At 66.3% G+C, this 24,047-nt stretch carries 18 protein-coding genes; 8 read left to right on the plus strand and 10 right to left on the minus strand.

Features of this window, described 5'->3' with window-relative positions:
* Nucleotides 1-284 precede the first annotated feature (284 nt).
* The 4 genes from ACOYYX_RS02180 to ACOYYX_RS02195 all read right to left on the minus strand — a co-directional run bounded on the left by ACOYYX_RS02180 (nt 285) and on the right by ACOYYX_RS02195 (nt 7,790).
* Nucleotides 285-4,013: an efflux RND transporter permease subunit gene (locus ACOYYX_RS02180; RefSeq protein ID WP_422928294.1), complete on the minus strand. Its 3,729-nt coding sequence runs from the start codon at nt 4,011-4,013 to the stop codon at nt 285-287.
* A 78-nt stretch (nt 4,014-4,091) separates the two neighbouring features.
* Nucleotides 4,092-5,252 carry an efflux RND transporter periplasmic adaptor subunit gene (locus tag ACOYYX_RS02185; protein WP_422928295.1) on the minus strand — a complete coding sequence of 387 codons (1,161 nt, stop codon included), beginning with the start codon at nt 5,250-5,252 and terminating at the stop codon, nt 4,092-4,094.
* Nucleotides 5,253-5,328: 76 nt separating this feature from the next.
* Nucleotides 5,329-6,063: a TetR/AcrR family transcriptional regulator gene (locus tag ACOYYX_RS02190; RefSeq protein WP_422928296.1), complete on the minus strand. Its 735-nt coding sequence runs from the start codon at nt 6,061-6,063 to the stop codon at nt 5,329-5,331.
* Nucleotides 6,064-6,203: 140 nt separating this feature from the next.
* Entirely contained in the window at nt 6,204-7,790 is a 1,587-nt protein-coding gene (locus ACOYYX_RS02195; protein ID WP_422928297.1) for a porin, read from the minus strand.
* A 388-nt stretch (nt 7,791-8,178) separates the two neighbouring features.
* Between ACOYYX_RS02195 and ACOYYX_RS02200 the strand changes: the two genes are divergently transcribed.
* From ACOYYX_RS02200 to ACOYYX_RS02225, 6 genes are all read left to right on the plus strand, one after another.
* On the plus strand, nt 8,179-8,610 hold the full coding sequence (locus ACOYYX_RS02200) for an acyl-CoA thioesterase (RefSeq protein ID WP_422928298.1): 432 nt from the start codon (nt 8,179-8,181) through the stop codon (nt 8,608-8,610).
* Between the two features lie 82 nt (nt 8,611-8,692).
* Nucleotides 8,693-10,039 (plus strand): hypothetical protein, encoded by a 1,347-nt coding sequence (locus ACOYYX_RS02205; RefSeq protein WP_422928299.1) that lies wholly within the window; start codon nt 8,693-8,695, stop codon nt 10,037-10,039.
* 64 nt (nt 10,040-10,103) lie between these two features.
* Complete coding sequence (locus tag ACOYYX_RS02210; protein WP_422928300.1) at nt 10,104-10,772, plus strand: HAD family hydrolase; 669 nt, start codon at nt 10,104-10,106, stop codon at nt 10,770-10,772.
* Between the two features lie 77 nt (nt 10,773-10,849).
* The gene (locus tag ACOYYX_RS02215) at nt 10,850-11,839 is read left to right on the plus strand and encodes a nitrilase-related carbon-nitrogen hydrolase (RefSeq protein WP_422928301.1); all 990 of its coding nucleotides are present in this window, start codon (nt 10,850-10,852) and stop codon (nt 11,837-11,839) included.
* Between the two features lie 292 nt (nt 11,840-12,131).
* Nucleotides 12,132-12,596, plus strand: coding sequence for a YybH family protein (locus tag ACOYYX_RS02220; protein ID WP_422928302.1), 465 nt, complete (start codon nt 12,132-12,134; stop codon nt 12,594-12,596).
* A gap of 333 nt (nt 12,597-12,929) precedes the next feature.
* Complete coding sequence (locus ACOYYX_RS02225) at nt 12,930-13,103, plus strand: hypothetical protein (RefSeq protein ID WP_422928303.1); 174 nt, start codon at nt 12,930-12,932, stop codon at nt 13,101-13,103.
* 70 nt (nt 13,104-13,173) lie between these two features.
* Here ACOYYX_RS02225 and ACOYYX_RS02230 read toward each other — a convergent pair whose 3' ends face one another.
* The 5 genes from ACOYYX_RS02230 to ACOYYX_RS02250 all read right to left on the minus strand — a co-directional run bounded on the left by ACOYYX_RS02230 (nt 13,174) and on the right by ACOYYX_RS02250 (nt 20,008).
* Entirely contained in the window at nt 13,174-14,136 is a 963-nt protein-coding gene (locus tag ACOYYX_RS02230; protein ID WP_422928304.1) for a hypothetical protein, read from the minus strand.
* Between the two features lie 188 nt (nt 14,137-14,324).
* Entirely contained in the window at nt 14,325-15,905 is a 1,581-nt protein-coding gene (locus tag ACOYYX_RS02235) for an amino acid adenylation domain-containing protein (protein ID WP_422928305.1), read from the minus strand.
* A gap of 181 nt (nt 15,906-16,086) precedes the next feature.
* Entirely contained in the window at nt 16,087-17,358 is a 1,272-nt protein-coding gene (locus tag ACOYYX_RS02240) for an SGNH/GDSL hydrolase family protein (protein ID WP_422928306.1), read from the minus strand.
* Nucleotides 17,355-18,512 carry an SGNH/GDSL hydrolase family protein gene (locus ACOYYX_RS02245; RefSeq protein WP_422928307.1) on the minus strand — a complete coding sequence of 386 codons (1,158 nt, stop codon included), beginning with the start codon at nt 18,510-18,512 and terminating at the stop codon, nt 17,355-17,357. The genes ACOYYX_RS02240 and ACOYYX_RS02245 overlap by 4 nt, the downstream gene beginning before the upstream one ends.
* Before the next feature lie 110 nt (nt 18,513-18,622).
* A complete protein-coding gene (locus ACOYYX_RS02250) occupies nt 18,623-20,008 on the minus strand; it encodes a hypothetical protein (protein ID WP_422928308.1) in 1,386 nt (461 codons plus the stop codon).
* Between the two features lie 619 nt (nt 20,009-20,627).
* Here ACOYYX_RS02250 and ACOYYX_RS02255 point away from each other — a divergent pair.
* A complete protein-coding gene (locus ACOYYX_RS02255; protein ID WP_422928309.1) occupies nt 20,628-21,428 on the plus strand; it encodes a hypothetical protein in 801 nt (266 codons plus the stop codon).
* A 141-nt stretch (nt 21,429-21,569) separates the two neighbouring features.
* Nucleotides 21,570-23,387 (plus strand): ArnT family glycosyltransferase, encoded by a 1,818-nt coding sequence (locus ACOYYX_RS02260; RefSeq protein WP_422928310.1) that lies wholly within the window; start codon nt 21,570-21,572, stop codon nt 23,385-23,387.
* A 37-nt stretch (nt 23,388-23,424) separates the two neighbouring features.
* Here ACOYYX_RS02260 and ACOYYX_RS02265 read toward each other — a convergent pair whose 3' ends face one another.
* A complete protein-coding gene (locus ACOYYX_RS02265) occupies nt 23,425-23,835 on the minus strand; it encodes a VOC family protein (RefSeq protein WP_422928311.1) in 411 nt (136 codons plus the stop codon).
* Between the last annotated feature and the right edge of the window lie 212 nt (nt 23,836-24,047).

The following is a 24,047-nucleotide window of genomic DNA, read 5'->3' on the forward strand; positions in this document are numbered from 1 at the left end:
GAAGCGTGTGAGAATCCAGGTTAACGTGGGTTCATGGGCAATTCGCGTCGAAGGGGTAGGCGTTAAGACAGCGAGGTTGGCGAAGCTTTCAAGGATGAAGTAACGCTGGGTGCATGCAGTGGTGTTGAGGTGAGCCTGCGATGACGCGAGGTCGAGCCAGCATCGCTCGCGAGTGACGGATTCGACGACCGGCACCCTCGGAGAAAAGAGACAGCCCGCCGGCTTGCTCCAGGGGGCAGGCCGGCGGGCCGGTTCATGTCGAGGGTCGCCTCAAAGCCTTGGCGTCAACCGAGGGCGGGCTCGGCGGAGGGGCGGATGTGGGGCGGGTGGGTCACGACGCCGTGGCCATGCGAGACGTACTCGGCGGGCGGACCCTCTTCGGTGTGCTCGCCCGGCTTGGACCACTTGATCAGCTTGAAGTCCTCGACGAAGAGGACGTAGAGGACCGGCACGACGACCTTGGTCACGAGCGTGGCGACGAGCAAGCCCATGATCTGCACGTAGCAGAGCGGCTCCCAGAGAGGTCCCCCCTTGTAGACAAGAGGGATCAGGCCGCCGACGGTGGCGAGCACGGTCACGAGCACCGGCCGGAGCCGGACCAGGGCCGCGTCGATGACGGCGCGATGTAAGGTCTCGCCACGCTCGTGGGCCTCCTCGATGTACTCGAAGAGGACGATGACGTGGCTGATGATGACCCCCGCCAATGATGAGAGCCCCAGCAACGCGAAGAAGCCGAGCGGGACGTTGAACAGGATCAGGCCCATCAGCCCGCCGACCATGCCGAACGGGACCGCCGCGAAGACGACCAGCGGCTTGGTCAGGCTGTTGAACTGGAGGACGAGCGCGAGGTAGATCGCCAGCACCGAGGCGATCATCGCGACCGACATCGAGCCGAAGCCCTTCTCCTGCTCCTCCTTCTCGCCGCCGAACGCGTAGTGGTAGCCCGCCGGCCACGACTTCGAGGCCTCTCGGAGCTTCACGTCGAGGTCCTCAACGACCTTACTCGCGAGCACCCCGCGCACCACGTCGCACTTCACCGTCAGGCAGCGCTCGTGGTCGCGGCGGCTGATCTTGGGGGCGACGCGCTCGGTCTGGAAGGCGGCGATCTGATTCAGGGGGACCCGGCCTCCCCCCGAGCCGAAGATGTTCATCGTCTTCATGTCTTCCATCCGCCCGCGTTCGTCGGGGCGGAGGCGGAGCATGACCGGGATCAGGCGGTCACGCTCGCGGAGGTAGGTGGTGACGAGTCCCGTGAGCCCCGAGCTGGTCACGGCGGCGACGTCCTGGTGCGAGACCCCGGCGACGTTCGCGCGGTCGGAGTCGACCCGGATGCCGATCTGCAGATACTCGGGATCCCAGTCGTCCTGGATGTTCTCCGTGCCGGGGAACTCACGCATGTACCCTTTGATCTGCTCGCCGAGCCGACGCGCCGTGGCGAGGTCGGGGCCCTGGACGCGGACCTGGACCGGAATCCCGATGGGCGGGCCTGATTCGAGCTGCTGGACGTGGACCCGGGCTACCGAGAGCCGCGGGGGCAACTCGCGTTTGAGCCGGTCGGCCAGGACCTCGGTTTGATAGACGTCCCGCGTGTGGACCATGACCTGGGCATAGTTCGAGGACGGCTGCTCGGGCACGATGGAGAGCCAGAACCGCGGACCCCCCGCGCCGACGAAGGTGGTGTATGCCTCGACGTCGTCGCCCACGAGGGCCTCGATCTGCTCGATGGCCCGCATGGCCTCCCCCTTGGTCTCGCGGATCGACGTGCCCTCGGGGAGGAACAGGTTCACGGTGAAGGCCGTATGCAGATCCTTGGGGAAGAAGTTGGTGCCGAGCAGCGGGAGCAGGCTGAAGGCCGCCCCCATGACCACCAGGCATGCGGCCAGCGAGGCCCACTTGTGATCCATGCAGAATTCGGAGAAACCATTGTAGATGCGAGCGAACCGCGACCCCTTGCCGCCGTCGGCCAGGCCCGCCTCGAACCCGTGCTGGCCCCTCAGCATGTAATAGCCGAGCAGGGGGATGAAGGTCATCGAGACGATGCGGCTGGCCACCAAAGAACTCGTGACGACCACCGGCAAGGACCAGATGAACTCGCCGACCGCCCCGCTGACGAGCAGCAAGGGGAGGAAGGCCACGCAGTTCGTGATCGTCGCATAAAGGATCGCCCTCGAGAGCTTCTGCGGCCCGAGCCAGGCCGCGACGTCCCGTCGCACGCCGTGGGCCATCTCGCGGTTGATCGCGTCGCCCGCCACCACCGGGTCATCGACGAGGAGGCCGAGCGCGATGATCAGGGCGGCGATCGACACCTGCTGCATGTCGACCCCCAGCATGTGGCAGAATCCCAGGGTCATCGCCAGGGTGATCGGGATCGAGATCGCAACGAGCAGGGCGGACCGCCACTCCATGAAGACGAGCGCCACGGCGACGACGATCAAGACCGCTTCAAGCAAGCAGTCCTTGAACTGGTCGATCTTACGGGCGACGCGCTCGGGCTCGTCGCTGGTCCTCTCGACGGTGAGATCCTCGGGCAGGGCGCCTTTGAGCGAGGCCAGGGTCGTGTTGAGGTCGCGGTCGAAGTCGGCGATCTGCGTCCCCTTGACCTGCCGCACGGCGAGCGTCACCGCACGGGTGGTCCAGACCTCCTTGGCCGATTTGGCCTCGGCGTGTCCCGTTTCCTTCGCTTCATGCGAAGCCTGATCCGTGGGAGCCAATCCCGCTTGCAGGACCGTGGGAGCCTGCCCGGCGGCGAACTTTCGGGATCGGAAGTTCAAGACGCGGGGCGGATCTTCGTAGCCGCGGACGACCTCGACGAGATCCTTGAGGTAGAGCGGGACGCCGTCCCTCGTGTCCACGACGATGTTGCCCATCTCGGCCTCGCCCTGGAACTTGCCGCTGGGCTTGACGACCAGGCTCTGCCGCGGGAGCTCGACCGTCCCGCCAGGCTGGTTGATGTTGCGCTGGGCGAGCCGCATGCCGAGGGACGTCGGGTCGAGGCCGAACGGCGCGAGCCGACGATTGCTGAAGTAAAGATAGATCGCTTCATCGATGACGCCGAGCTGCTCGATCTTGCCCACCTTGGGAGACTGCCGGAGCCGGTCCTGGATCAGGTCGGCGAATTTGTGCAACTCCTCATAGGAGTAGCGGGCGATCCCCCCCGGCTCGGCCTGGCATCGGGTCTTGAGCACCCTGGCGAGGGTGTTCGGATCCTGGACGATGACCCCCGGCCAGATATCCGGGTGGCCCAGGCCCGACCCGATGTTCTCCTGCGACCATTGCTCGGTTTTCGCGAGCAGTTTCGCTTCGTCGCGGCCCTCGGGCAGGCGGAAGTCGACGACCCCCGCGCCGAGGAGGCCGACGTAACGCCCGTCCTCGGCGAGGCCGGCCTCGGTGAGATGCTGGAGCAGGAGCCGGCCCAGGCGCTCAACCAGGGCGCGGTCCACCGTCGAGGGGTGGACGAGCACGCCACTATACCTGCGAGACCTCAGGGCCTCGGGGCGCTCGGCCCGCTCCTTGACGAGCCGGCGGCTGATGACGTCGGCCCGCTGCTCGATGTCCTGGTCGGAGATGGGGGGGCTGCTGATCGTGAGCATGACGGCGACGGTGTCGCCGAAGTCCTTGTCGAGCCGAGGGCGGAGCGGCTGGCCCCCCACCTGCGGCAGGTCCGTCATCGCGGCGAGCTTGTTGTCGAGGTCCTGCCAGATCGCCTCGGCATTCCTGGTCGTGTCGTAGAGGTCGACGAAGACGACCGAGAGGTTCTGTCGGCTGATCGAACGGACGTGCTCGACGGCCGGATTCTCGGCCAGCTTCTTCTCGACCTTGCGTGAGACCTCCTGCTCGACCTCGACCGCCCCGGCCCCCGGGTACGTGGTCAGGACGACGCCGCTGCGGATCTGGATCTGCGGATCCTGGCGCTGGGGCATCGCCATGTAGGCATAGGTGCCCCAGAGGCAGGTGAAGATCAGCAGCGTCCAGGCGATCGGCCGCTTGTACACGAAATACTGCGAAGTGGTCATGATCTTGCCGCGTCCTACTCCGCCCATCCCGGGCCGGCGTGACCAATCGTTCGGAAGAAGGTCCCTGGTTCGGGTGAATTACTTGATGATGTGGATGGCCTGGCCGTCGCTGAGCCGATGCACGCCCGTCGCGACGATCGGCTCGCCCGGCTTGAGGCCTCGCGAGCCCGAATCCAGCCTGACGACGACCCGGTTATCCAGCACGTCGTCGAACTCGATCGGGACCCGGCGCACGACCTGCTTCTTGCCGTCGTCCTCGACCCGGAATACGGCGTAGTCGCGCTCGGAGGTCCCTGGCGCGACGGCGGTCAGGGGGATGAGGTGGGCCTTCGTCTCGCGGCGGAAGTGGGCGCTGGCGACCATCCCGGGACGCAAACCGCGAGGCTTGTCGATCCGGATCTCGACGAGATAGGTGCGAGTCTGGGGGTCGGCCGTGGATCCGATCTTGTGGATGACCCCGGCGAACCGCTCGCTGGGCAGGGCGTCGGTCGTCACGTCGACGGTCTGCCCGATGGCGAGGCGGCCGACGAGGGTGTCGGGGACGCCGAGGGCGATCGAGACGCTGGAGAGATCCAGGAGCAGGAAGGCCCGCTGGTTGGCCGCGACCCGCTCGTAGTTCTCGACGAAGCGAGAGGCCACGGTCCCTTCGGGGAACGGGACCTTGATCGTGCAGTAGCCGAGGTTTGCCTCGGCCTGCTGGAGGCTGATGCGGGCCGACTCGACCTCGCGCTTGGCGGCCTCGGCGGCGGCGGTCGTGTTGCGGAGCTTGGCCCGCGACGAGTCGAGCTCCGAGTTGGTCGCGGAGCCGCGACGCACGAGCGCCTCGGTCCGATGGTGATCGACCTTCGCCAGCTCCATGTCGGCCTCGGCCTGAGCCTGCCTCGCCGTGGCCGCGGCCAGGCGTTCGGAAGCCACCCCTTGCTCTCGGCGGTAGTCGGCCGGGTCGAGCTTCGCGAGGACGGTCCCCTGCGGGAAGTGGTCCCCCTCATGCACATCCCGCAGCTTCTTGCCGGGCCCTTCGACCTGCCGGAGGTATTCGAGGTTGCCCGAGACCCGGAAGGAGAGCTCGACCTTGCGCAGCTCCTTCACGATGGCGCTGTAGTGCGCCCCGGACTCCACAACCTCTTCCTTCAGCGAGACCACCCGGACCGACACCGGCGGCGGATCATCGGGCTGGATCTTGTGTGACTTCGCCAGCAGGGCCGCCTGCTGACGCCCCACCAAGGCGACGACGACCATAAACCCGAACGCAGCCAAACCCTGCGCCGGTTTTCGACACTTCGTCAAGAAACGGCCCAAAAAAAAGCGAGGCCCGCTATCCGAGCCCGGCGCGTTTCCATTCATCGGCGAAGATCTCCTGAGAGAGCCGTCGGTACGTGTTGGCGTAGTCCCACTCCGAGCGGAGCGGCTTCCAACCGAGGCCGTCGAGGAACGTCGGGATGGCCTCGCGGAGCGTCTCGAGCGGGGACGTGACCCCGGTCTTCTGCAAGAGCGGGCGATAGTTGAGCGACACGTTATGGGTCCCGATCGACATGGCCAGCAGGGTGAAGATGACCTCGCTGGGCGTCCAGCCCGGGGGGAGGGGCAGGTCGTCGGCGTCGACGGCCTCCTGGACCACCTTGCCGATCTCGGTGAAGCAGCACCACTCCACGCCGTTGAGCGTGGCCCGGCGCTCGTCCGAGGCGCGCTCTTCCAGGTCCGCCATCTTGATGATCAGCTCGGAGCGGGCGTAGTGCGGGTGCAGCCGGACGAACAGCTCGTCGGCCAGGCCGATCCCGATCATCCGCTCGCGAGGGTTCCCCTCGAACGCGAGGGCCTTCTGGAAGAGGGCATATCGCTGCTCGAGGCTCTGGATCGCCAGCGCCGTCACGAGGTCTTCCTTGGTCGAGAAGTGCTGATAGACCGTCCCCTTCGAATACTCGGTCGCCTCCGCAAGACGATCCATATTCAGGCCCGCATAGCCCTGCTCGATCAGCATCCGGCGAGCGACCTCGAGCAACGTCAGCTCTCGCTGACGAACCTCGCGCTGCTTTCGAAGAGAAGTGCCCATAACGGTCCTATTATTGACGGATCGTCGAAAAACGTCAAGGCGTCGAATTGTGGCTCTTATCGAACGAGAGAGGATTACCATCTCAATGATGGGGGGCTGACGTGTGGAAATGCAACGCCAGACGCCGGGGGCGAGGCGGGTCAGAAGTAGAGTTGGGCTCGGATCCAGAGGAGGTCGTTGAAGCGGCCGTAGAGCCCCGAGTTCGGGTTCAGCAGGATCGGCTTGCCGTACGTGGTGTGCTGCCAGTCGATGTAGAGCTTGATGTACTGGGTCAGGTACCAGTTGAACCCGATGTCGGTCATGTAGGCATTGGCCGACCACTTGAGCGGGTCGGCCAGGCCGTCTTCGAAGACGGATTTGCCGAGGTTGAGCTGGCTGTAGCGGGCGAACAGTTCGATGGCGCCCGGCCCCCACTGGTTCCTCGTCGGGTCGAAGGGGCGGAGGGGCTGGACAGCGGTGCGGCTTTCGACCTTCTCGCCGGTCAGGAAGTAGCCGGCCGTGGTGTGGAAGCCGTTGACCGGGAGCTGCGAATGCCCCTCGACCAGCTTGCGGGCGAGGTCGAAACGGCCGTACTGATACTCGGTTTCCACCGAGAGGCCGCCCACATACCAGGCCAGGTGAGCCGCGGCGCCGAAACGATTGCCGAGATAGAAGACGTCGTCATTGAACCGCAGGAAGGTCGATGTCGCCGACTGGGCCCCCTCGTCGTTCTCCGACGTCTGGAGCGAGGTCCGCAAGGGCAAGGGGGCCTGGGGAGCGACCTGGAGCCCGCCGAAGATCGAGGCCCCGAGGTTCAGGTGCCGGAGCCCCGGCCGATCCTCCGAGATGAGGAAGGGCTTCCAGTTGAAGTAGCCGGCGACATCCCGCGTGTTGTTGTTATCCGCCAGGCCGACGAGGTGCCCGTCGTACCCGCCGACGGCGTACTGCAGCCGCTTCTCGGAGAGGAACCCGTGGGCGAGCAGTCCCGCCTGCCGCGCCAGGCCGAAGTTCAGCGGGAAGAGCCCGCGTTCGGGGGTGATGAAATACTGCTCGAGGTGGTCGTACCAATCGTAGCTGTAAGGCGTCAGCATCCGGCCGAACTGGATCTGGAACGGCTCGCTGATGTGGGCGTTCACGTTGCCGTCGAGCAGGTCCCACTGGCCGTCGACGCTGCGTTGCAGTGACACCTCATACTCGAAGAGGCGCGTCAGGCGGCCTTCGAAGTAGAAGCGGACGCGGGGGATGTAGAGGCCGCTGCGGGCCGGGCTCTGGTTGTTGGGGATGAAGTCCTTGAAGTCGGTCTGGTCGAGCACGCGCATTCGGAGGATGTATTCCTCGTTCTCCGATTCGAGGGCGAAACCCTCTTCGAGGCGTGCGCGGAGCGGGGTCCCCTGGGGTTCGTGCGGCTCCTCCGTTTCTTCGGGCCGAGCCAGGGTCGCACCCGGCGGCGGCGGGGCACTCTCGGGCGACTCGCGGCCGGAGGTCGTATGCGGCTCATGCCCGGATCCCGGCTCGGCCTCGACTCGTTCCAGCCGTTCCTTGATCGCGTCGTATTTCTGCTCGAGCTCGCGGTAACGCTTGTCCGACTCCTGGCGGACGCGGACGGCCTCCGCCTTGGCCTCGGCTTCGCTCTTGGAGAGGTCGCCGATGATCTTCTCGAGCTTGCGGAGCCGTTCCTCCTGCGAGGGCGGGGGCGTTGGCGCGCTCGCGGGCTCGTCCCCGCGCGCCAGGGTCGTCAGCAACATCATTGTGGCCGCAGTCACCCTAAGGCGGAGCATTGAGCCCTCGACACGCCCCCAGACCGTGCGAGGCCTTCGAACATCGGCCGCGCGTACCCTTCCTAGTTCGGCTTCGGATTGTCGGCAAAACGAGGAAATCTCTTGAGCCTTTACCTGGCCGGCTCGTATTTCGACGTGGTCCGCCTGTGCCGAGGTGGATATGAGCCAGGTCGGCCGCGGATCATATCCGGTCCCCTGTTTTGCAGGAATGGCGATGCGGCGCGATCCATGTTCGCGAGGATTGACGCATTCGACGTTGGTTTTCGCGATGTGTTACGATCGGGCCGAGGCGGTTGGCGGCCGGACGCGAGAACCGCGCGACAAGGGATTGCCTGGGCCTACGATGAACCCAACGGACGTGCCAGCGGAAGCGGAACCGCAAGCGAATCGGTTCGATCATCCCATCGCGGTCAAGGATCGGGACATCGACAACAACGGGCACGCGAACAACGTCGTCTACCTGCGCTGGGTGCAGGACGCGGCCGTGGCCCACTGGACGGCCGTCGTCGAGCCCGAGGTCGTGGCGAACCTCTCATGGGTCGTCGTCCGCCACGAGATCGACTACAAGAAGCCAGCCTTCGCCGGCGACGCCCTGATCGCCACCACCTGGCTCGGCGAGATCACCGCCGCGACCACCGAGCGGCTCTGCGAGATCCGCCGCGAGAAGGACGGCGAACTCCTGGCCAGGTCCCGCACCATATGGTGCGCAATCGATGCCAAGTCCGGCCGCCCCAAGCGGCTCGACGCCCGGATCCGCTCCTACTTCTTCGGAGGGTCGAAGCCGGGTTGAACCCAGGACGTCTTGAGAGTGCGAATTTCTAGATTTGATGAAGAAAATATCTGTTAATTAATGAAACGGCAGGAGGTGCCCCGTGAAGATACGCCGGCTGACGATGGCCACCATGATGCTGATCGTGGCGGTGTTCGGGATACTCCTCTCGGGACTGCGGGGCTTTCTGGACAAATCCGGCGCGTCCTTACCTTCCATCGGAGACAGCAAGCTTTACGAGAAGGCGCGGATGTCGCGCAATATGGCCTTGTGGCTCGGCTCGGATACGTTGTCAGTCGCGGGAGTGGTCCGGAATTCTCCCGACGGGAGTCTCAAGTTCGAGGACGGGAGGGGGCTTCCTTTGAAGAGCCCCAAGTTCAAGGCCGACCCGAACATGAAGGCGAAAGCCTCCTGGCTCGACATGGCCGAGGTCGCCCTGAGCCTCCCCTCGTCTGAGATGGAAGTGATCGAGCTCCGCGTTTTCGATCACGCGTCCCGAAAGCTACTCACGAATCTCGGCGGGCGGCGGTACGGCTATCGAATGTCCTCGCCCCTGACCGTCCAGCTTCTGGGCATGGGCGATGCGCTTCCGCCTTCGGTCGACGTCTGGTTTCGAGCGAGCCACCATGAGCAGGGAGAGCGGGTCGTGCGACTCAAGCCGGAGGCGGGAGCCTCGGCCCGGTTCGCCGAGGGAACGGTGTCAATCACCGAGGTCCACCAAGGCGCAGCGAACTACACCAGGGTCGATGTCCCCGGCGAGAAGTCACCCCAATTTCGCTGGCGACAATCAGAACTCGATCCGACTCGCTCATGCTCGATTGTCGTCCACTGGGAAGGCAACTGGATCGATGGCCAGTATGAAATCTTCGCCGTTGGGACTCGAGGGGAGCGGGTCTTCGCGGAACTCCCACACTTCGTCGACTTCAAGGCGGCGAATTCGACGGAGGTCATCGCTTTCAACCTCGGCGTATCCAGGATCGATCACTTCGAGCTCCGACCTTTCGGCGGCCGGCACACCTTCTTCTTTGATAACGTATGGCTCCCGAGCGTGAAGCCTCGTCTGTTCGGCCCGCCGCCGTCGGTCAGCATCGCGGTCGATGGCAAGGACGTCGAGACGGAATTCCCGGAGTTGGACCCCATCCGCGTCATTCTCCGAACGCGTCGAGGGGATGTCTTCGGCCCAGTGACGAGTGGAGGGGTCGTTTTCAAACCCATTCAGCCCGAGGAGGCGGCCTCGAAACTCTCTGTATCACTCGAAGTCCAGGGGGTCTCCGCGAGACAGGCCTGGAACATCGCCTACACCGATCGCGATGGAAAGCCGTTCAAATCTGGGTCGCTCTCCAGTGGTGTCTCTTTGCTTTCAGGGATTACAGGTGGAGGTCAAATAGGCAAATGGATCTATGGAGTTCCTCTGGAAAGGCTCGGCAAGGTGACAATCTCGCCCCCGTGAGGGACCTCGTTGCGATTCCGGGAAAGCGTTAAGCAACGAGAGATCCAGCCGGAAGGGAGAATCGATGGATCGCGACGAAAATGCAAGGGCACTCTTGCTCGACCTGGACGGTACGATCGCCGACACGCTGCCGCACATCTTCAACGCGTATCGCCACGCCGTCGCCCCCTGGGTGGAGCGGTTGCCGAGCGATGCCGAGGTCGAGGCGACCTTCGGGCCTTCGGAGCGAGACTGCATCGCGGCGATGGTCCCCGGGCTCGAACTCGACGAGGCGGAGGAGCGGTTCCACTCCTACTATGAGCAGGAACTCGGCCGGCACGTCAGGGTGGTCGAGGGGATTTCCGAACTCGTCGATCACGCGCGGTCGCTCGGCTGGCGCGTCGGCGTCTTCACGGGGAAAGGGCGACGCTCAGCCCAGCTCACGCTCGTGGAGCTCGGGCTCCGGGACCGGGTCGACCTGCTCGTCTCGAGCGACGACGTGAGCCGACCCAAGCCCGACCCCGAGGGGGTGCATCAGGCGGCCGAGAAGCTCGGGGTCCGCGTCGATCGCATCCTCTTCGCCGGCGACTCCACGGCCGACGTGCGGGCCGGGCGCGACGCGGGGGCGAAGACCGCCGCGGTGCTCTGGGCCGCGTTCCAGCCCGATCGCCTGCGGCAGGCGGGGGCCGACTACGTTTGCGAACGCGTCGACGAGCTCCATGCCGCAATCGACGCACTGCATCGAGGCCATTGAGCCGAGGCGACCGACAGCCGATGATCTGGGGCCGAAATTCCGAAGAGGAAGGCCCGCGAAAGGAGACGAGGACCCTCATGCGCGACATCCGCATTGCGACGGCCCAGTTCGAGCACCGCGACGGCGACAAGGAATACAACCTCGGGCGGATCCGCGAGTTGACCCGACGCGCCGCGCAGGCCTCGGCCGAGATCGTCTGCTTCCACGAGTGTAGCATCACGTCATATACGTATCTGCAAACCCTGGATCGAGAAGGCCTGGAGGCCGTGGCCGAGCCGGTGCCGGACGGGCCCTCGACGCGGATGCTTCACGAGATCGCGCAAGAGAGCAACGTGGTCGTCATGGCCGGCTTGATCGAGCGCGAGGAGGACGGGCGGCTCTACAAGAGCTACGTCACCGTCGGGCCCGAGGGGTTCCTGGCCAGGCATCACAAGCTCCACCCATTCATCAGCCCGCACCTGACGCCGGGCAGGGGGCCGCAGGTCGTCGACATCCGGGGCGTGAAGGTCGGCGTCCTGATCTGCTACGACAACAACCTGCCGGAGAACGTCCGCGCGACGACCCTGCTCGGGGCCGAGGTCATCGTGATGCCGCACGTGACCGGCTGCACGCCCTCGCCCATGCCGGGCCGAGGGCTCGTGGACGAGAAGCTCTGGGAGAACCGGCATCGCGACCCGGCCAGAATCCGGCTCGAGTTCGAAGGGCCCAAGGGGAAGGGATGGCTGATGCGTTGGCTCCCCGCCAGGGCCTGGGAGAACGGGATCTTCGCCGTCTTCGCCAACAACATCGGGCGCGACTACGACACGATCAAGCCGGGGCTCTCGCGGATCATCGACCCGAACGGCGACGTGCTGGTAGAGTGCTCGGCGCTCGATGACGATGTGGTCGTCGGACTGCTGACGGCCGAGGCCTTCGAGAATGCCCCTGGCCGTCGCTACCTCCGCGCCCGCAGGCCGGAGCTTTACGGGAAGCTCGTCGAGCCGCATCCTCCCGGTCAGGCGCCGCTGACCACTCCGGGATGGAGGCTGGCCTACGAGCAGGCGGATTCCGCCACTCGCAAGGCTTGATCGATCGGAAGCTTGGGGCATTGGGATTTGACGTGTCGACGCATGACTTTTGAATCGGCCGGTTTTCGCCGCGAACGTGAGCTAAAGTCCTCGTGTCACGAAGAAGAATCGCCGACGTTTACCCTGTTGGCCCCGGTCGAGGGAGTTCCGCTCCCTCGGCGGCCCGTTCGGGCCTGAGACCGGGTCTCAACATCCTGCGTCGAGCTCACTCGGCCATTCACTTCGTCGGGACGATCATCGCGGGGCGGCGGGCCGATCGCGGCCACATATCCTCGAAACGGGTGATTTTGCTATGTCCAAGCGATGGTTCATCCCCGCGGCGTTGGTCGGCCTGCTCGCCCTCGGCTCGTTACGGCCTGGCTTCGGGGAGACGGATAAGGCCAAGGCCGAGGCCAACGCGATCCGCGAGCTGCTCGACACCCAGGTCGAGGACTGGAACGGCAAGGACCTGGATGGATTCCTCAAGGGTTACTGGGACGACCCCAAGGTCGTCTTCCAGTCGGGGCCGAACCGGTTCGAAGGTTTCGAGGCCCTGCGATCACGATATCAACGTACCTACCAGGCCGAGGGGCGCGAGATGGGCAAGCTCGCCTTCAAGGAGGTGGACGTTGTCATCCTCGGCCCCGACGCGGCCCTGGCCCGGGGGCGCTGGCAGCTCACGATGAGCGACGACAAGAAGCCCGCGGGCCTCTTCACACTGATCTTGCGCAAGCTGCCCGAGGGCTGGCGGATCGTCCACGACCACACCTCCTCGTGAAGTAAAGTTTGGATTGGGGAGGAGGATGGTCAGCACATCTGTCGATACTCAATCATGTCCCCTCGTGCCGCGATGCCTCCTCCCTTGAGGCGTTCCTCTCCGGGCACGCAGGCTGGACTTCGAGCCTAGAATGATTGTTGCGAGGAAGACTTCCCGGGTCGAGGAGGGATGTACTCCGAAGGGGACCGGTGCGCCGTCGCCGTCTCCTAAGATCATCCTTCGGTCGAATCCAGATTCCCAGAAATTTGACCTTCCCCGATCCAGAAAGCGCGTCTAGAGTTTGATGTAAGGTCGAACAGGGATTGAGTTCAATTCCACGGGAGGAGGGTTGTCGTGATCATCCGGCATCTCAACGCCGTTATTTCCACCCTCGCGGTTCTCCTGGCGGTCCTGCTCGTCGTCATCGAGATACGCCACGTCCAGCGCGAGTGGGATCGGGCCCAGTACGATGGGTCCTACGTCGTCATACCCCAACTCGCGTCCGAGACGAGTAGCCTGGATCGCTGATCCAACGGTTGAAGGATCTGGACGGCCCGAGCGTTCGCATCAGGCCGACCAGGCTCGACCTCTCCCATATTCAAGAGATGGTGGCGACGCGGCGGCTCGGTCGCGTCGCCACCCCCCTCGAACCCAGATGCGGCGGGCCGTAGCAGGGCCAGAGCAGGTGGGCGACGGCGTCGGTCGGGTGTTGCCCGATCTCGGCGTCGAGCCTGGCGAGGTATTCGGTGACGGCCTCCGATTCTTTCCCGCTCGCCACCCGGCGCGGGGCGTCGATCCGGAGCGCGTATCTCCCGCCCGGGAGATGGTTGCAGAAGACGAAGAAGACGGGCACGCCCGTGATCGTGGCGAGGTCCGTCCAGACCGAGAGGAACTTGCGATACTGGCCGACGAGTCGGCCGGGACGCGAGTTCTGGCCCGTCCAGGGGATGTCGCCCGCGAGGTAGACGGCCAGGCCGTCGCGCAACGCCGCGCGGGCGCGGAGCAGGCGTTCGGTCGCCTCGCCCGCCGTCAGGTCGCGACGGAGGAAGAACGACGACTGCAGGTGCGGCTCGTCCCGATCGAACTGCCGGTCGAGGGCGTGCGAGACGTGCCGGGGCCGCTGCACGAGCATGCGCAGGGGCACCCCGCGACGATAGAGCCAATGGACCCCCGAGATATGGGCTCCGAGGTGGCAGCCCACCAGGATCGCCCCCCGGCGCTCGGCCAGGGCTTGCTCCAAAGGCTCAAACCCGGTGACGTCGAAGCGAGAGAAGACCTCGGCGTCCTCTTCCACATCAAGCGGATAGTCGCGCGCCAAGAACCGCACAGCGTTGGCGGCGAGCTCGGGGCGCAAGGCCTTGGGATCCCAGTCGGTCCGGAGGACCCAGCGCGCCCGGCGCAGGGCCTGGATCAAGGCCCGACGCTTGCCCGGCCAGAGCAGGCTCGCGCGGCCGAGAAGGGTGAGGATCGAATCGCAACGGCGAGGCCCGAGGCGCCGGAGCGCCGGCAGGGCCAGTTCGTAGAAGAGCGTCTTCCAACTCAGGATGTGGCGAAGTTTCACGGCGGCTCCGTTGCGATCTCGAGGTGTTGGCCGCAGGCGTCGCTTCGATGGGTATGCGGCCGGGAAGCTCGGAGTAGGACGCGCCTCGGCGAATCGGACGCGGTCGGTCTCCTCTGCGAGCCGGGCGCGTCGGGTTGTCGGGCCCGAGGCGGGCCCTCGCGTGAGGGCCCGCCTCGGGTCGGTACGGCTCAGGCATTCTTGGCCACGAGTCGCTTCAGCCCTTGGTAATCGACCTTGTCGGTCGAGGTCGTGGGCAGCTCGGGGACGAACGTGATCGAGTCGGGGATCATGTAGTGGGGTAAATATGTGGTGCAGTGCCGTTTCATGGCGATGATCGAGCCCTTCTGCGAGGCCTTCATCGCCACGAACGCCGCGATCGAGACCCCTTCGTCGTCCGACTTCGCGATCACGGCGGCCCGCTCCACGCCGTCGTGGCGGTAGAGGGCCGACTCGATCTCGCCGAGCTCGATCCGATAGCCACGCTTCTTGACCATGCGGTCGCGCCTGCCGTGGAAGACATAGCAGCCGGTGCCGTCATCGACGACGAGGTCGCCCGTGCGATACCATCGCCCGCCCGCCTCGTCGGTGAAGAAGGACTTCGCCGTCATCTCGGGCTGGCCGAAGTACCCCTGCATCACGCCGGGGCCGGCAATCACCAACTCGCCCACGCTGCCGGCGGGGAGGCCCACGCCTTCCTCGTCCACGACCTTGCCTTCGAGGGGAGGGCAGGCCGGGCCGATCGGGAAGGGGGCCTCGCGATCGTCCGGGATGACGTTGGGGAGCCGAAACGCCGTGCACACGTTCGTCTCGGTCGGCCCGTAGAGGTTCCAGAGGGTCGCCTGCGGCCAGGCCTCGCGCAGGAGGCGCAGCGGGGCCAGCGGGAAGACCTCGCCGGCGAAGAGGACGACGCGGGGCGGGGTGAACTCCGGCCGGTCAATGTCGCCGTGACGCGTCAGGAGCGCCAGGATCGACGGGGCCGAGTACCAGACGTCGAGCTTGCTCTCGGCGAGGAAGGCCCCGAGTCGCGCCGGCTCCCGACCCAGCGTCTCTCCGATCACGACGAGCGTCCCCCCCACCGCGCAGGCGACGAAGAGGTCGAAGACGGAGAGGTCGAAGTGGAAGGGGGCGTGCGACGAGAAGCGGTCGTCGGGCCTCAGCTCGAGCGTGTCCAGGCACCAGTCGATGAACGTGAACGCATTGGTATGCGAGAGCATGACCCCCTTGGGCTTCCCGGTCGACCCCGACGTGTACAGGATGTACGCGAGGTCCCGGGAGACGCGGGGCGGGGGCAGGGGGCTGGGCGCGGTGTCGGACATGACGTCCTGCCAGGTCGAGTCGCAGAGCGAGCCCGACTCCGGATCCTGGTCGCCGACGGTGATCTGCCTGGGGCTCGGGCCGTGGCCCTCGGGCCAGGCGTTGCGGAGTGCGTCGGATTGCTCATGGGCGATGACGACGGCCTTCACTCCGCAGTCGGCGAAGATCCCCGCCCCGCGCGAGACGGGCGCGGTCGGATCGACCGGGACGTACGAGGCCCCCGCGCGGAGGATCCCGTGGATCGCGGCGACGGCCTCGATCCCCTTGGGGAGCAGCAGGCCGACGCGGTCGCCCCGCCCGACCCCCCAGCGTGCGAGCCGGGCGGCGAGCCGGTCGGCGGCCCGTTCCAGCTCGGCGTAAGTCAGCGTGCGGCCGTGCTCATCCTCGACGGCCACGCGATTCGGCCGCTGCGCCGCGGCCCGGTCCAGCAGTTGGCTCAGGTGGGTTCCATCCATGACCTTGCTTCTTACTTAAGGGGTAGGTTGAGCCCTTTCGCGGGCTCATTCCATGAGGCGTCCCATCCGAAGATGACGTGGGGTAACGGGTTTGCAGACTGAAGGCATCGAGGCCGATCCTCATCAACTCGAGATCCGCCGCGGCAGAGAGGCGGTTCTCCTCCACCGTCGTGGTCGGGGACTAGTCGTTGACTTTCACCTCGGCGAGAGGCGGGTGGCCGTCGTCCTTCGGCTGCGAGGGCGTCGAATGCGCGACCGGGGCGTCGCCCTTCTCGCCGTCGAAGAGCGTCGCGTAGAGCGACGAGTCGTCGACGATCGCGCGGGCCAGGGCGCGGAAGAGGATCTTGTGGCCTTCGGTGTTGGGATGGTCGTCCCAGGCGGCGATCTCGATCGTGACGGGATCGACGTCGTCGAAGGCGTCCGTCACGTCGAGCAGGTGATCGGCGTAACGCGTGAGGACCGATCGGAGGTCGGCGAGCATCGGCCCGCGGACGTCCGGGGCGTCGGCCTTGCCGACGCGGGGGATGATCGTGCAGGCGAGCGGGGCGCCGATCGACTTGCACTCGGCCGCGAGGGCCTTAAGGGTCGCGTCGTAGATCTCCCAGTAGTGGGGCCGTAGCTTCTTCTTGACCAGATCCTTGTTGCGGAGCCGATCGCTCGAGTCGAGCTTGAGGTCCTTGGGCGTGAGGCCCGAGTCGGCGACGCCCTTGGCGATGAAGTCGTAGGTGAGATCCAGGCTGCACTCGAAGAGGCCGCAGATGTGGATCTCCATCAGCCTCGTGTCGAGCAGGGTCGCCGAGTAGAGCACGAGGTCGGGGCGGAAGGCCAACGCCTTGCGCCGGAAGGCCTCCAGGCGCTGCTCGGGGCTGTACGCGGCCACGGCGAAGTTGAGCACCTCGAACCGCCGCGACAGCCCGCGCTTCGCCGCGTGGGCGTTGAGCCAGTCTTCCAACTGGTTGACATACGTGGATTCGGTGCCGACGCCCCATCCCATGTCCATCGACGAGCCGAGGACGGCGATCCGGTACGTCTCGGCCGGCTTCTCGACCGTGTACTCGCGGTCGCGCATGCCGAAGCTGTTCGTCGTGAACGGCTGGCCGAAGAGCATCCGGTTCACGTTGGGCCGGAGCTCGAAGATCAGGAAGTCGTCGTCGAGGTTCCTGGTGACGTTGGCGGCGCGGAAGCGGGCCCAGTCGGCCGGCTTGCCCAGGAGCCGCATGGTCAGCTCGGCGGGGGCGCCGTCGGGGCCGTCGCCGCCGATCAGGCTCTGATAGTATCCGCCCGCGTTGACCTCGCGGTCGGCCCGGTTCATCTCGTTCGACTTGGCGCTATCGATCATGGATCGGCCCCTCGCCCAGCCGGACGGCATGGGGATGAGGCCGAGGGACAGGATCAGGATGGTCAGGGCGAAGCAGATCCGGAACGGCCGGGTGCCTTCGGGAGAGGTGTTCATGGTCGTTGGCCTCCGCCGGTGCCGGTCGGCCCCGGCTGGCGCCATTGCGGCAGGCGCCGCAAGGCTTCGTCGAGCCGATGGGCGAGCAGGGCATGCCCCTCGGCGTTGGGGTGATAGTCTTTCGGCCCGATCGCCAGGTCCTGGGGATCGAGCCCGTCGTAGGCGTCGGATAGGTCGATGGTCGCCGCGAAGCCCGACTCGCGGGCCAGATCGATCAACTTCCGGCGCTCCTCGGGCTCGGCCGGCTTGCCCACCCTCGGCACGAGGATCCAGACCACGGGCACGCCTCGCGAGCGGCATCCCGACGCGATCGCGCGGTAGACGCCGGCGAGGAATTCCATGCGGAACGGTTTCAGGACCTTCTTGTACGAGTCCATCGTTCCGCCGGGCTGGGCCTTCGACAGGGCCAGGACCTCGCGATAGAAGGGGACGTCCCATCCGACCCCTCGGGGCAGGAGCCCGCGGAGCCGGCGCTCGTCCCAGCCGGCGTCGGCCAGGGTCGCCTCGTAGATCAGGAAGTCGGGCTGATAGGCCCAACCGTTCCTCGAGAAGTGCTCCCAGCGCTGGCCGGGGCCGTGACCGGGGACGGCGAAGTTGAGGATCTCGACGGCGGGCCCGCCCGCTTGCCGGGAGCGTTCGTCGAGCATCTGTTCGAGGGTCGGCTCGAACCCCTTGCCGTCGTCGACTCCCCAGCCCGCGCCGATGGAGTCTCCGACGAAGGCCATGCGGTAGGTCTGCGGGGGCTTGGCCTTGGGGTAGTCGCGGTCGCGCATCCCCTCGGCGTTGGTGCTCCAACTCGCGCCGTCGTGGATGATCGAGAGGCTCGGCTTCAGGACGAATTCGCGGATGTCATCCACCACCAGGGCGAGCGGCCCGGCCTCGAAGGGGGGCGTGTCGAGGTGCGCCCAACCGCCCTTGTTCGAGCCCGCCGGGGCCTCGCCGGCGGGGGAGCCGAGTTGACGCCCCGAGTCGAGGATCTGCTCGTAGTAACCCCGCTCCATCCGCTCGTAGTCGGCCTTGCTCATGAGGTCGCTGGCGAGCGCATCCCGCAGCCGCATCGGCCGGCCGAGGGCGAGCCCGCCGGGCACCAGGCCCCAGGCGAGCAGCGCCAAGGTCAGCAGCAGTTGCGGGGTGAGCGCCGATCGATGGAGCATGAGTCGATTGCCTCTGACCTTTGAGCACCCGTCGATGGATTGCGAAGTCGACGCCTGGAATCGGTGAACTGTCCTCTCGAAGACCACGCATTCGCCCCCGATCGAGGGGCTCAGGCCTTCAGGCCGCGCTGGAACATCTCGAGCCAGGCGGTGACGCTCGGGCTCGACCAGAGCGACCAGAGTACGGAGATCGTCGTGAACGTGCAGGCGACCTTGAGCCCCCTGATGGCCAGATCCTTATAAGATCCCTCGGACTTCTTCTTGGCAACCTTGGCCCTGGAACGCCTGGCGTCGAGCTGGACGTTGACCATGACCAGGGCGCCGAGGATCCCCCAGAAGAGGGCGTCGGGCAGGCTGAAGCCCCAGGTGCCGCGGAGCCAGAACGACTGATACGCGTGCAGCGACCACGTCGCCAGGAAGACGACGGCCGTCGCCATCGCCAGCGCGGCCGGCTGTGGCCAGCGCTTCAGGCGGAAGACGACCGGGTTGAAGACGATCCGCACCATGAAGTCTTTCCAGTAGATGTTCACCCGCCGCCAGTAGTCGGTGAAGCTCGACGCGAAGAGGTAGTGGTGATGGGTTTCGGGCAACTGGAAGCCGAAGAGGTGCAGCATCCCGCAGGCCATGTGGAACTGGCCCGAGACGCGGAGGTAGAGCAGGTAGTTGCAGACGATGTACCCGACGAGGCTCGCGAGGTTGTGGACCTCCTCGGCCGAGATCAGGACCTCATGATAGATGAGCCGGTAGAGCAGCAGGTGGGTCGTGCCCCGGAACATCATCTGGAGCCCGGCACGTTGGGTCTCGTGCACGTTCTTGGCGAAATACCCGCGGAGGAATGTGCGGTAGTCGACGACCGGGAAATGGAGGAAGCAGTAGTTCGGCAGCAGGAAGAAGTAGCTCAGCGTGTCGACGAGCGACTCGGGCTTCTTCGCGTGCTTGCGCTCATAGAGGTAGATGATCATGCGGAACATGAACATCGTCGCCAGGATCGGCATCGCGCTCTCGGGGATGGGCGAGGTCGTGCTGCCGGCCTCGGGCCGCAAGAGGGCGAACGTGACGGCGAGCGCGGCGATGATCCCCGCCCGGGCGTGCCAGGCGATCGGCAGGAACGTCACGCCGATCAGGACGGCGGACAGGCCGAGGATCCAGGTCGAGGCGGCGAGGCCGAAGACCCAGGCCAGCCCCGCGACCGAGACCGCCACGAAGAAGGGCTTCTTCCAGCGGAAGGCCAGCAGGTAGTGGGCCGGGAGCGCGGCGAGGGCGATCGTCACCAGCGACTGAAACGCCCGGCCTTCGATCCGGAAGACCCGGAACACCGCGAGCATGAGGCCGAGGTGCGCGAGGACCGGCAGGAACTCATAGAGGTTCCGGCGGCAGTTCTCGGGCTCGCCCGGGTAGAGGCCCGGTCGGAACCCGGGATCCTCCTTGGCGGGCGCGACGAAGCGTTGATGGGGCGCGGGCCGCAGGGCAACCGAGCGTCGGATCACAGGCCACATGGGCCAGCCCCCTCTTGGTGTGCCAATATCGCCGACGCCGGAACGTCACGGCCCGATCGAAACCGATCAAAAGGGCGTGCACTTGCGGCGGATCGACGCGATTTCGACGAGCGAAACAAGGGGGGACGTGGAATGCCGAGGCGTGGAGATTGACCCGATTCTAAGCGGTGGAACCTGCCCATCCTTAGGCCGGCTCTCCCTCCCAGGCGTCCGCGATATCCCTATCTCGCTGGAAGTTCACGACAGTTCGACTGCGAAGGGAGTTGCACCGCCCGAGGCGACTTCGGGCCCGCGACAGCCGATCTTGGCGGCCGAGGCCTGTCCGCTAACGACCCCAATCCTGGGGGCCTCCGTGGTACTCCTCCCTGATGGACGGTTGGGATATACCCGATTTTCCGGAATCGTGTCAACCCGAGTGACGCCACGGAGCTTCGCCGAGGCCGGCGCCCGTCCCTCGGCCGATTCGGCTCGATAACCCGGCTGAAAGACAAAGTTTAGGACGAGAGGCCGGGAGGCTGGCGAATGCCGTGCTTGCATGTTCTGATGCGGGTAGCCCGAGGCGAGAGCGAGGTAAGGAACGCGGCCGCGAGCGAACATGCTCCGAAGGAGTGCGACATCGATGACTCAACACGAAGGCGGTCTACGCTCGGCGCTGGCCTGGTCCCTCTTCCCGCTGGTCCCCGCGCTCCTGGGGCGGATCTATCAGGAGTCGATGGGGCGCGTCCTGCTCGACGGGGATCCGAGGAACTGGTCGTGGCTCTCCTGGTTCGTGTTGACCGGGCCGCTCTGGGGCTACGGCTTCCTCGCGGGGGCGGCCCTCGGCCTGCCGGAGGCCTCGGGCCTCACCGGGTGGCGGACCTGGATCTCGCGGCGGTCGGTCTGGGTCGGGGTCGGACCCTGGTCGGGCTACCTGCTGGGGGTCGCCCTCTTCTTCGGTCATGGGTTCCTCGCCAATGTCGTGGGCCAGGTCATGCCGTCCTCTCCCGGCGGCGGGTTCTCGGCCTGGATGAACCGCCAGCCCCCGTGGGTCAACTCCGTCGCCTTCTGGACGGCCCTGGTCGCGTCGGTGGCCCTCGTCGGCTACGGCTGGCTCTTCGCGGCAATCGCCCTGATCCGACGAGCCCGGCGACTCGGGCAGGCCTGGCAGGCGATCGGCCGGGGCCTGACGATGGCCGTCGGCTTCGTCGGTTCGCTCCTCGGGAGCTTCTGGGCCGCGACGGAGATCTGGCGGAGCTACTTCTTCGACCCCAGGATCGTCCCTTTGCTCCTCGCGGCGGCGACCCTCTGGCTCGCGAGTGGCTGCGCGGCGCCCAATAGTTATGGAGATGTGAGGCGCCGGGACCTCTTCGCGGCGATGCTGACCTCCTGGATCCTCGGACTTGCCTTGATCTGGCGCTGGTGGAACCGCCGGGCCCGCTGAGCCGGCCTCGTCGCTTTGGCTTGTCGAATCCGCGGATCTCGGGTAAGTTCCCCGAGGATACTCGGAGGAAGGCCGGGGTGCGAAGGATGTCGCGCCCGGTGTCCGAGCGTCCGGCCCGACCTCAGGGAGGAGTGCATACCGATGCTGGGCACCTTGGAAGCCTGGATACGTCGCTCTGGGATGGAAGCCCTCCTGGCGGTCCTGGCCACCGCCGTCTTCCTCGGATTTCTCGGCTCGGTCGACCTCTGGGGCAAGCGAGAACAACGAGCCTCGGCCGAGGCGATGGACACGGTCGACAACCACCACTGGCTCGTCGCCCAGATCCAGGGCCGACCCAGGCTCGAGAAGCCCCCGCTGCCGCGCTGGACGATCGCCACGCTCGTGACCCTGACCGGCCGCCGCGACGAGTGGATCGTCCGATTGCCGAGCGCCCTGGCCGCCATAGGCATGGTGGGCCTCGTCTATGCCTTCGGCCGTCGGATGGGAGGCCGGTCCGTCGGCATGGCCTCGGGCCTCGTCCTGACGTCGATGGGCTTCTTCATCAGCGAGTTGCGGCAAGCCGGCAACGACGGTCCTCTCGCCTTCTTCACCACGCTCGCCCTCTATGCCGCCTGGAGGCGCCTGGAGGAGAACCGTGTGGATGCCGAGGAAGGGGCAGGGCAAGCCCAGGAGAACGCGGAGGGGGGGCGAGGCTGGAACCTCCTCTTCTATCTTGCGCTCGGACTCGGGTTCCTGACCAAGGGGCCGATCGTCCTGCTACTCGTGGCCGTGACCCTGCTGCCATACCTCTACAATGCCCGCCAGCTTCGCCGGGGCCTGCTTCGGCTGGTCGATGCCAGGGGGATGCTCCTGTTCGTCGGCCTGGCTTTGAGCTGGCCGCTGCCCGTCCTGCTGAATGACCCCAACGCCGCTCACGTCTGGTATGTCGAGATGGGCCAGAAGGCCGGCATGGCGGGGATCTCGCACAGTCGACACCATCAGGTGCTCGCCGCCGACTGGCCGACGATGACGGCCCCCTGGATCTTGCTGGCCATCTCCTCGGTCTTCTTGCCGTTCTTCCCGGCCGCGAAGCGCTATCGGCCGATGATCTGGTTCCCCTGGTTCTGGGCGATCGGCAACCTGGCGATGTTCTGCCTCTGGCCGGTGGCCAAGCCCAACTACTACCTCCCGTGCCTGCCCGGCATGGCCCTGATGATCGGGATCGAGTGGATCCGGCTGACCCAGAAGGCCCGCGAGATTGGGCCTCGGACCAACCTCGCCCGGCGGACGCTCCAATTCCACTGGATCGTGCCGTTCGTCGTCGGGGCCGTGGCACCCGTGGTGGTCGGCCAGATCGCCCCGGCCTATCTCGCCTGGGTACTGGCGTTCTCGCTGATCGTCCTCGCCGCGGTCGTGGCGAGTGCCTGGGCCTGGCGACGCGGGGCCGACGTCGGTGCGCTGGCCCCGCTGGTGACGGCCTGGGCCCTCGGAATCATGATCCTCTATGGGGCGATCGCGCCGAAGCTCAACGCCACGCACAGCCATCGCCAACTCGCGACGAAGCTCGAGTCGATCCTCCCCGCCGACACCCGCACGGTGATGTTCTTCCAGGAGCTGGACGAGGGGCTCTGGTTCTACCTCAAGGATCGCGCCCTGCTGCCGATCCCGGGGAGCCAGCCGCAGTACAACAAGGGGTACGACCTCTACAAGGAGTACCGGATCGACCAGCTCGAGCTCGACACCAAGCAGCGGGTCGAGTCGTTCCGGAAGGTCTTCGTGAAGTGGGCCGAGGATCCGAAGCGTGAGACCTCGTACGTCCTCATGAAGCGGTCGCTCTACAACGCCCTCGCCCCCGCGCTCGCCGGTGTCGTCCGGCCGCTCCACAGCGAGGAGAACCTCGACCGCCACGAACTCGTCCTGCTCGGCGTTGCCGACGGCCAGGAACTCGCCAATCGCTCCGGTGCCAAGCAGCGGCAATGATTTCGTGAACGCCGAGGCTTGATCGCGAGACCGTGCCTCAAGGGCTTTCCGACAGCTCCCGGCCGATCTCCCAGTGATGGCCGAACGGGTCGACGACTCGCCCGAAGCGCCAGCCGTGCTGGTCGCTGACGGGCGAGATCGAGGCGGCCCCCGCCGCGATGGCCCGCTCGAAAGCCGCGGCGGGGTCGTCCACCATCAGGAGGAGCCGCACGGTGCCCCCGCCGAGCTCCTCGGGGCTGTAGTTCTGATGCGCCGGCGATTCGTCGGCGACCCAGAACTCGGCCCCCTCGACGGAGAGCCTGGCGACCACGGCCCCGTCGTCCCCATCGACCCGCAATAACTCGGCAGCCCCGAAGGCGTCCTTGTAGAAGGAAACCGCCTCGGCCCCCCTCCGCACCGAGAGGATGGGCGCGAGGCCTACCTTCCGCCGGCTCCTGTCGTCGTTCATCGGGGCTCCACTTTCTCGAAGGGCTGCGGGGTCATCCGGGATGCTCCGCCCGGAATCGGGGAGGTCGCGGGGCAAATCCAGACCCGGGGACCGGAATTTCGAGCGTACCGGAGGAGCCAGTCGGGTCCGAGGAGAATCTCTTGCGCCCCCTCGGAGCCGGGAAACGGAACCACTTCGACCCCGGCTGCGACGAATTTTGAGACTCTGAGAGA

This window comes from Singulisphaera chitinilytica (assembly GCF_049331405.1).
GTDB lineage: Bacteria > Planctomycetota > Planctomycetia > Isosphaerales > Isosphaeraceae > PoT.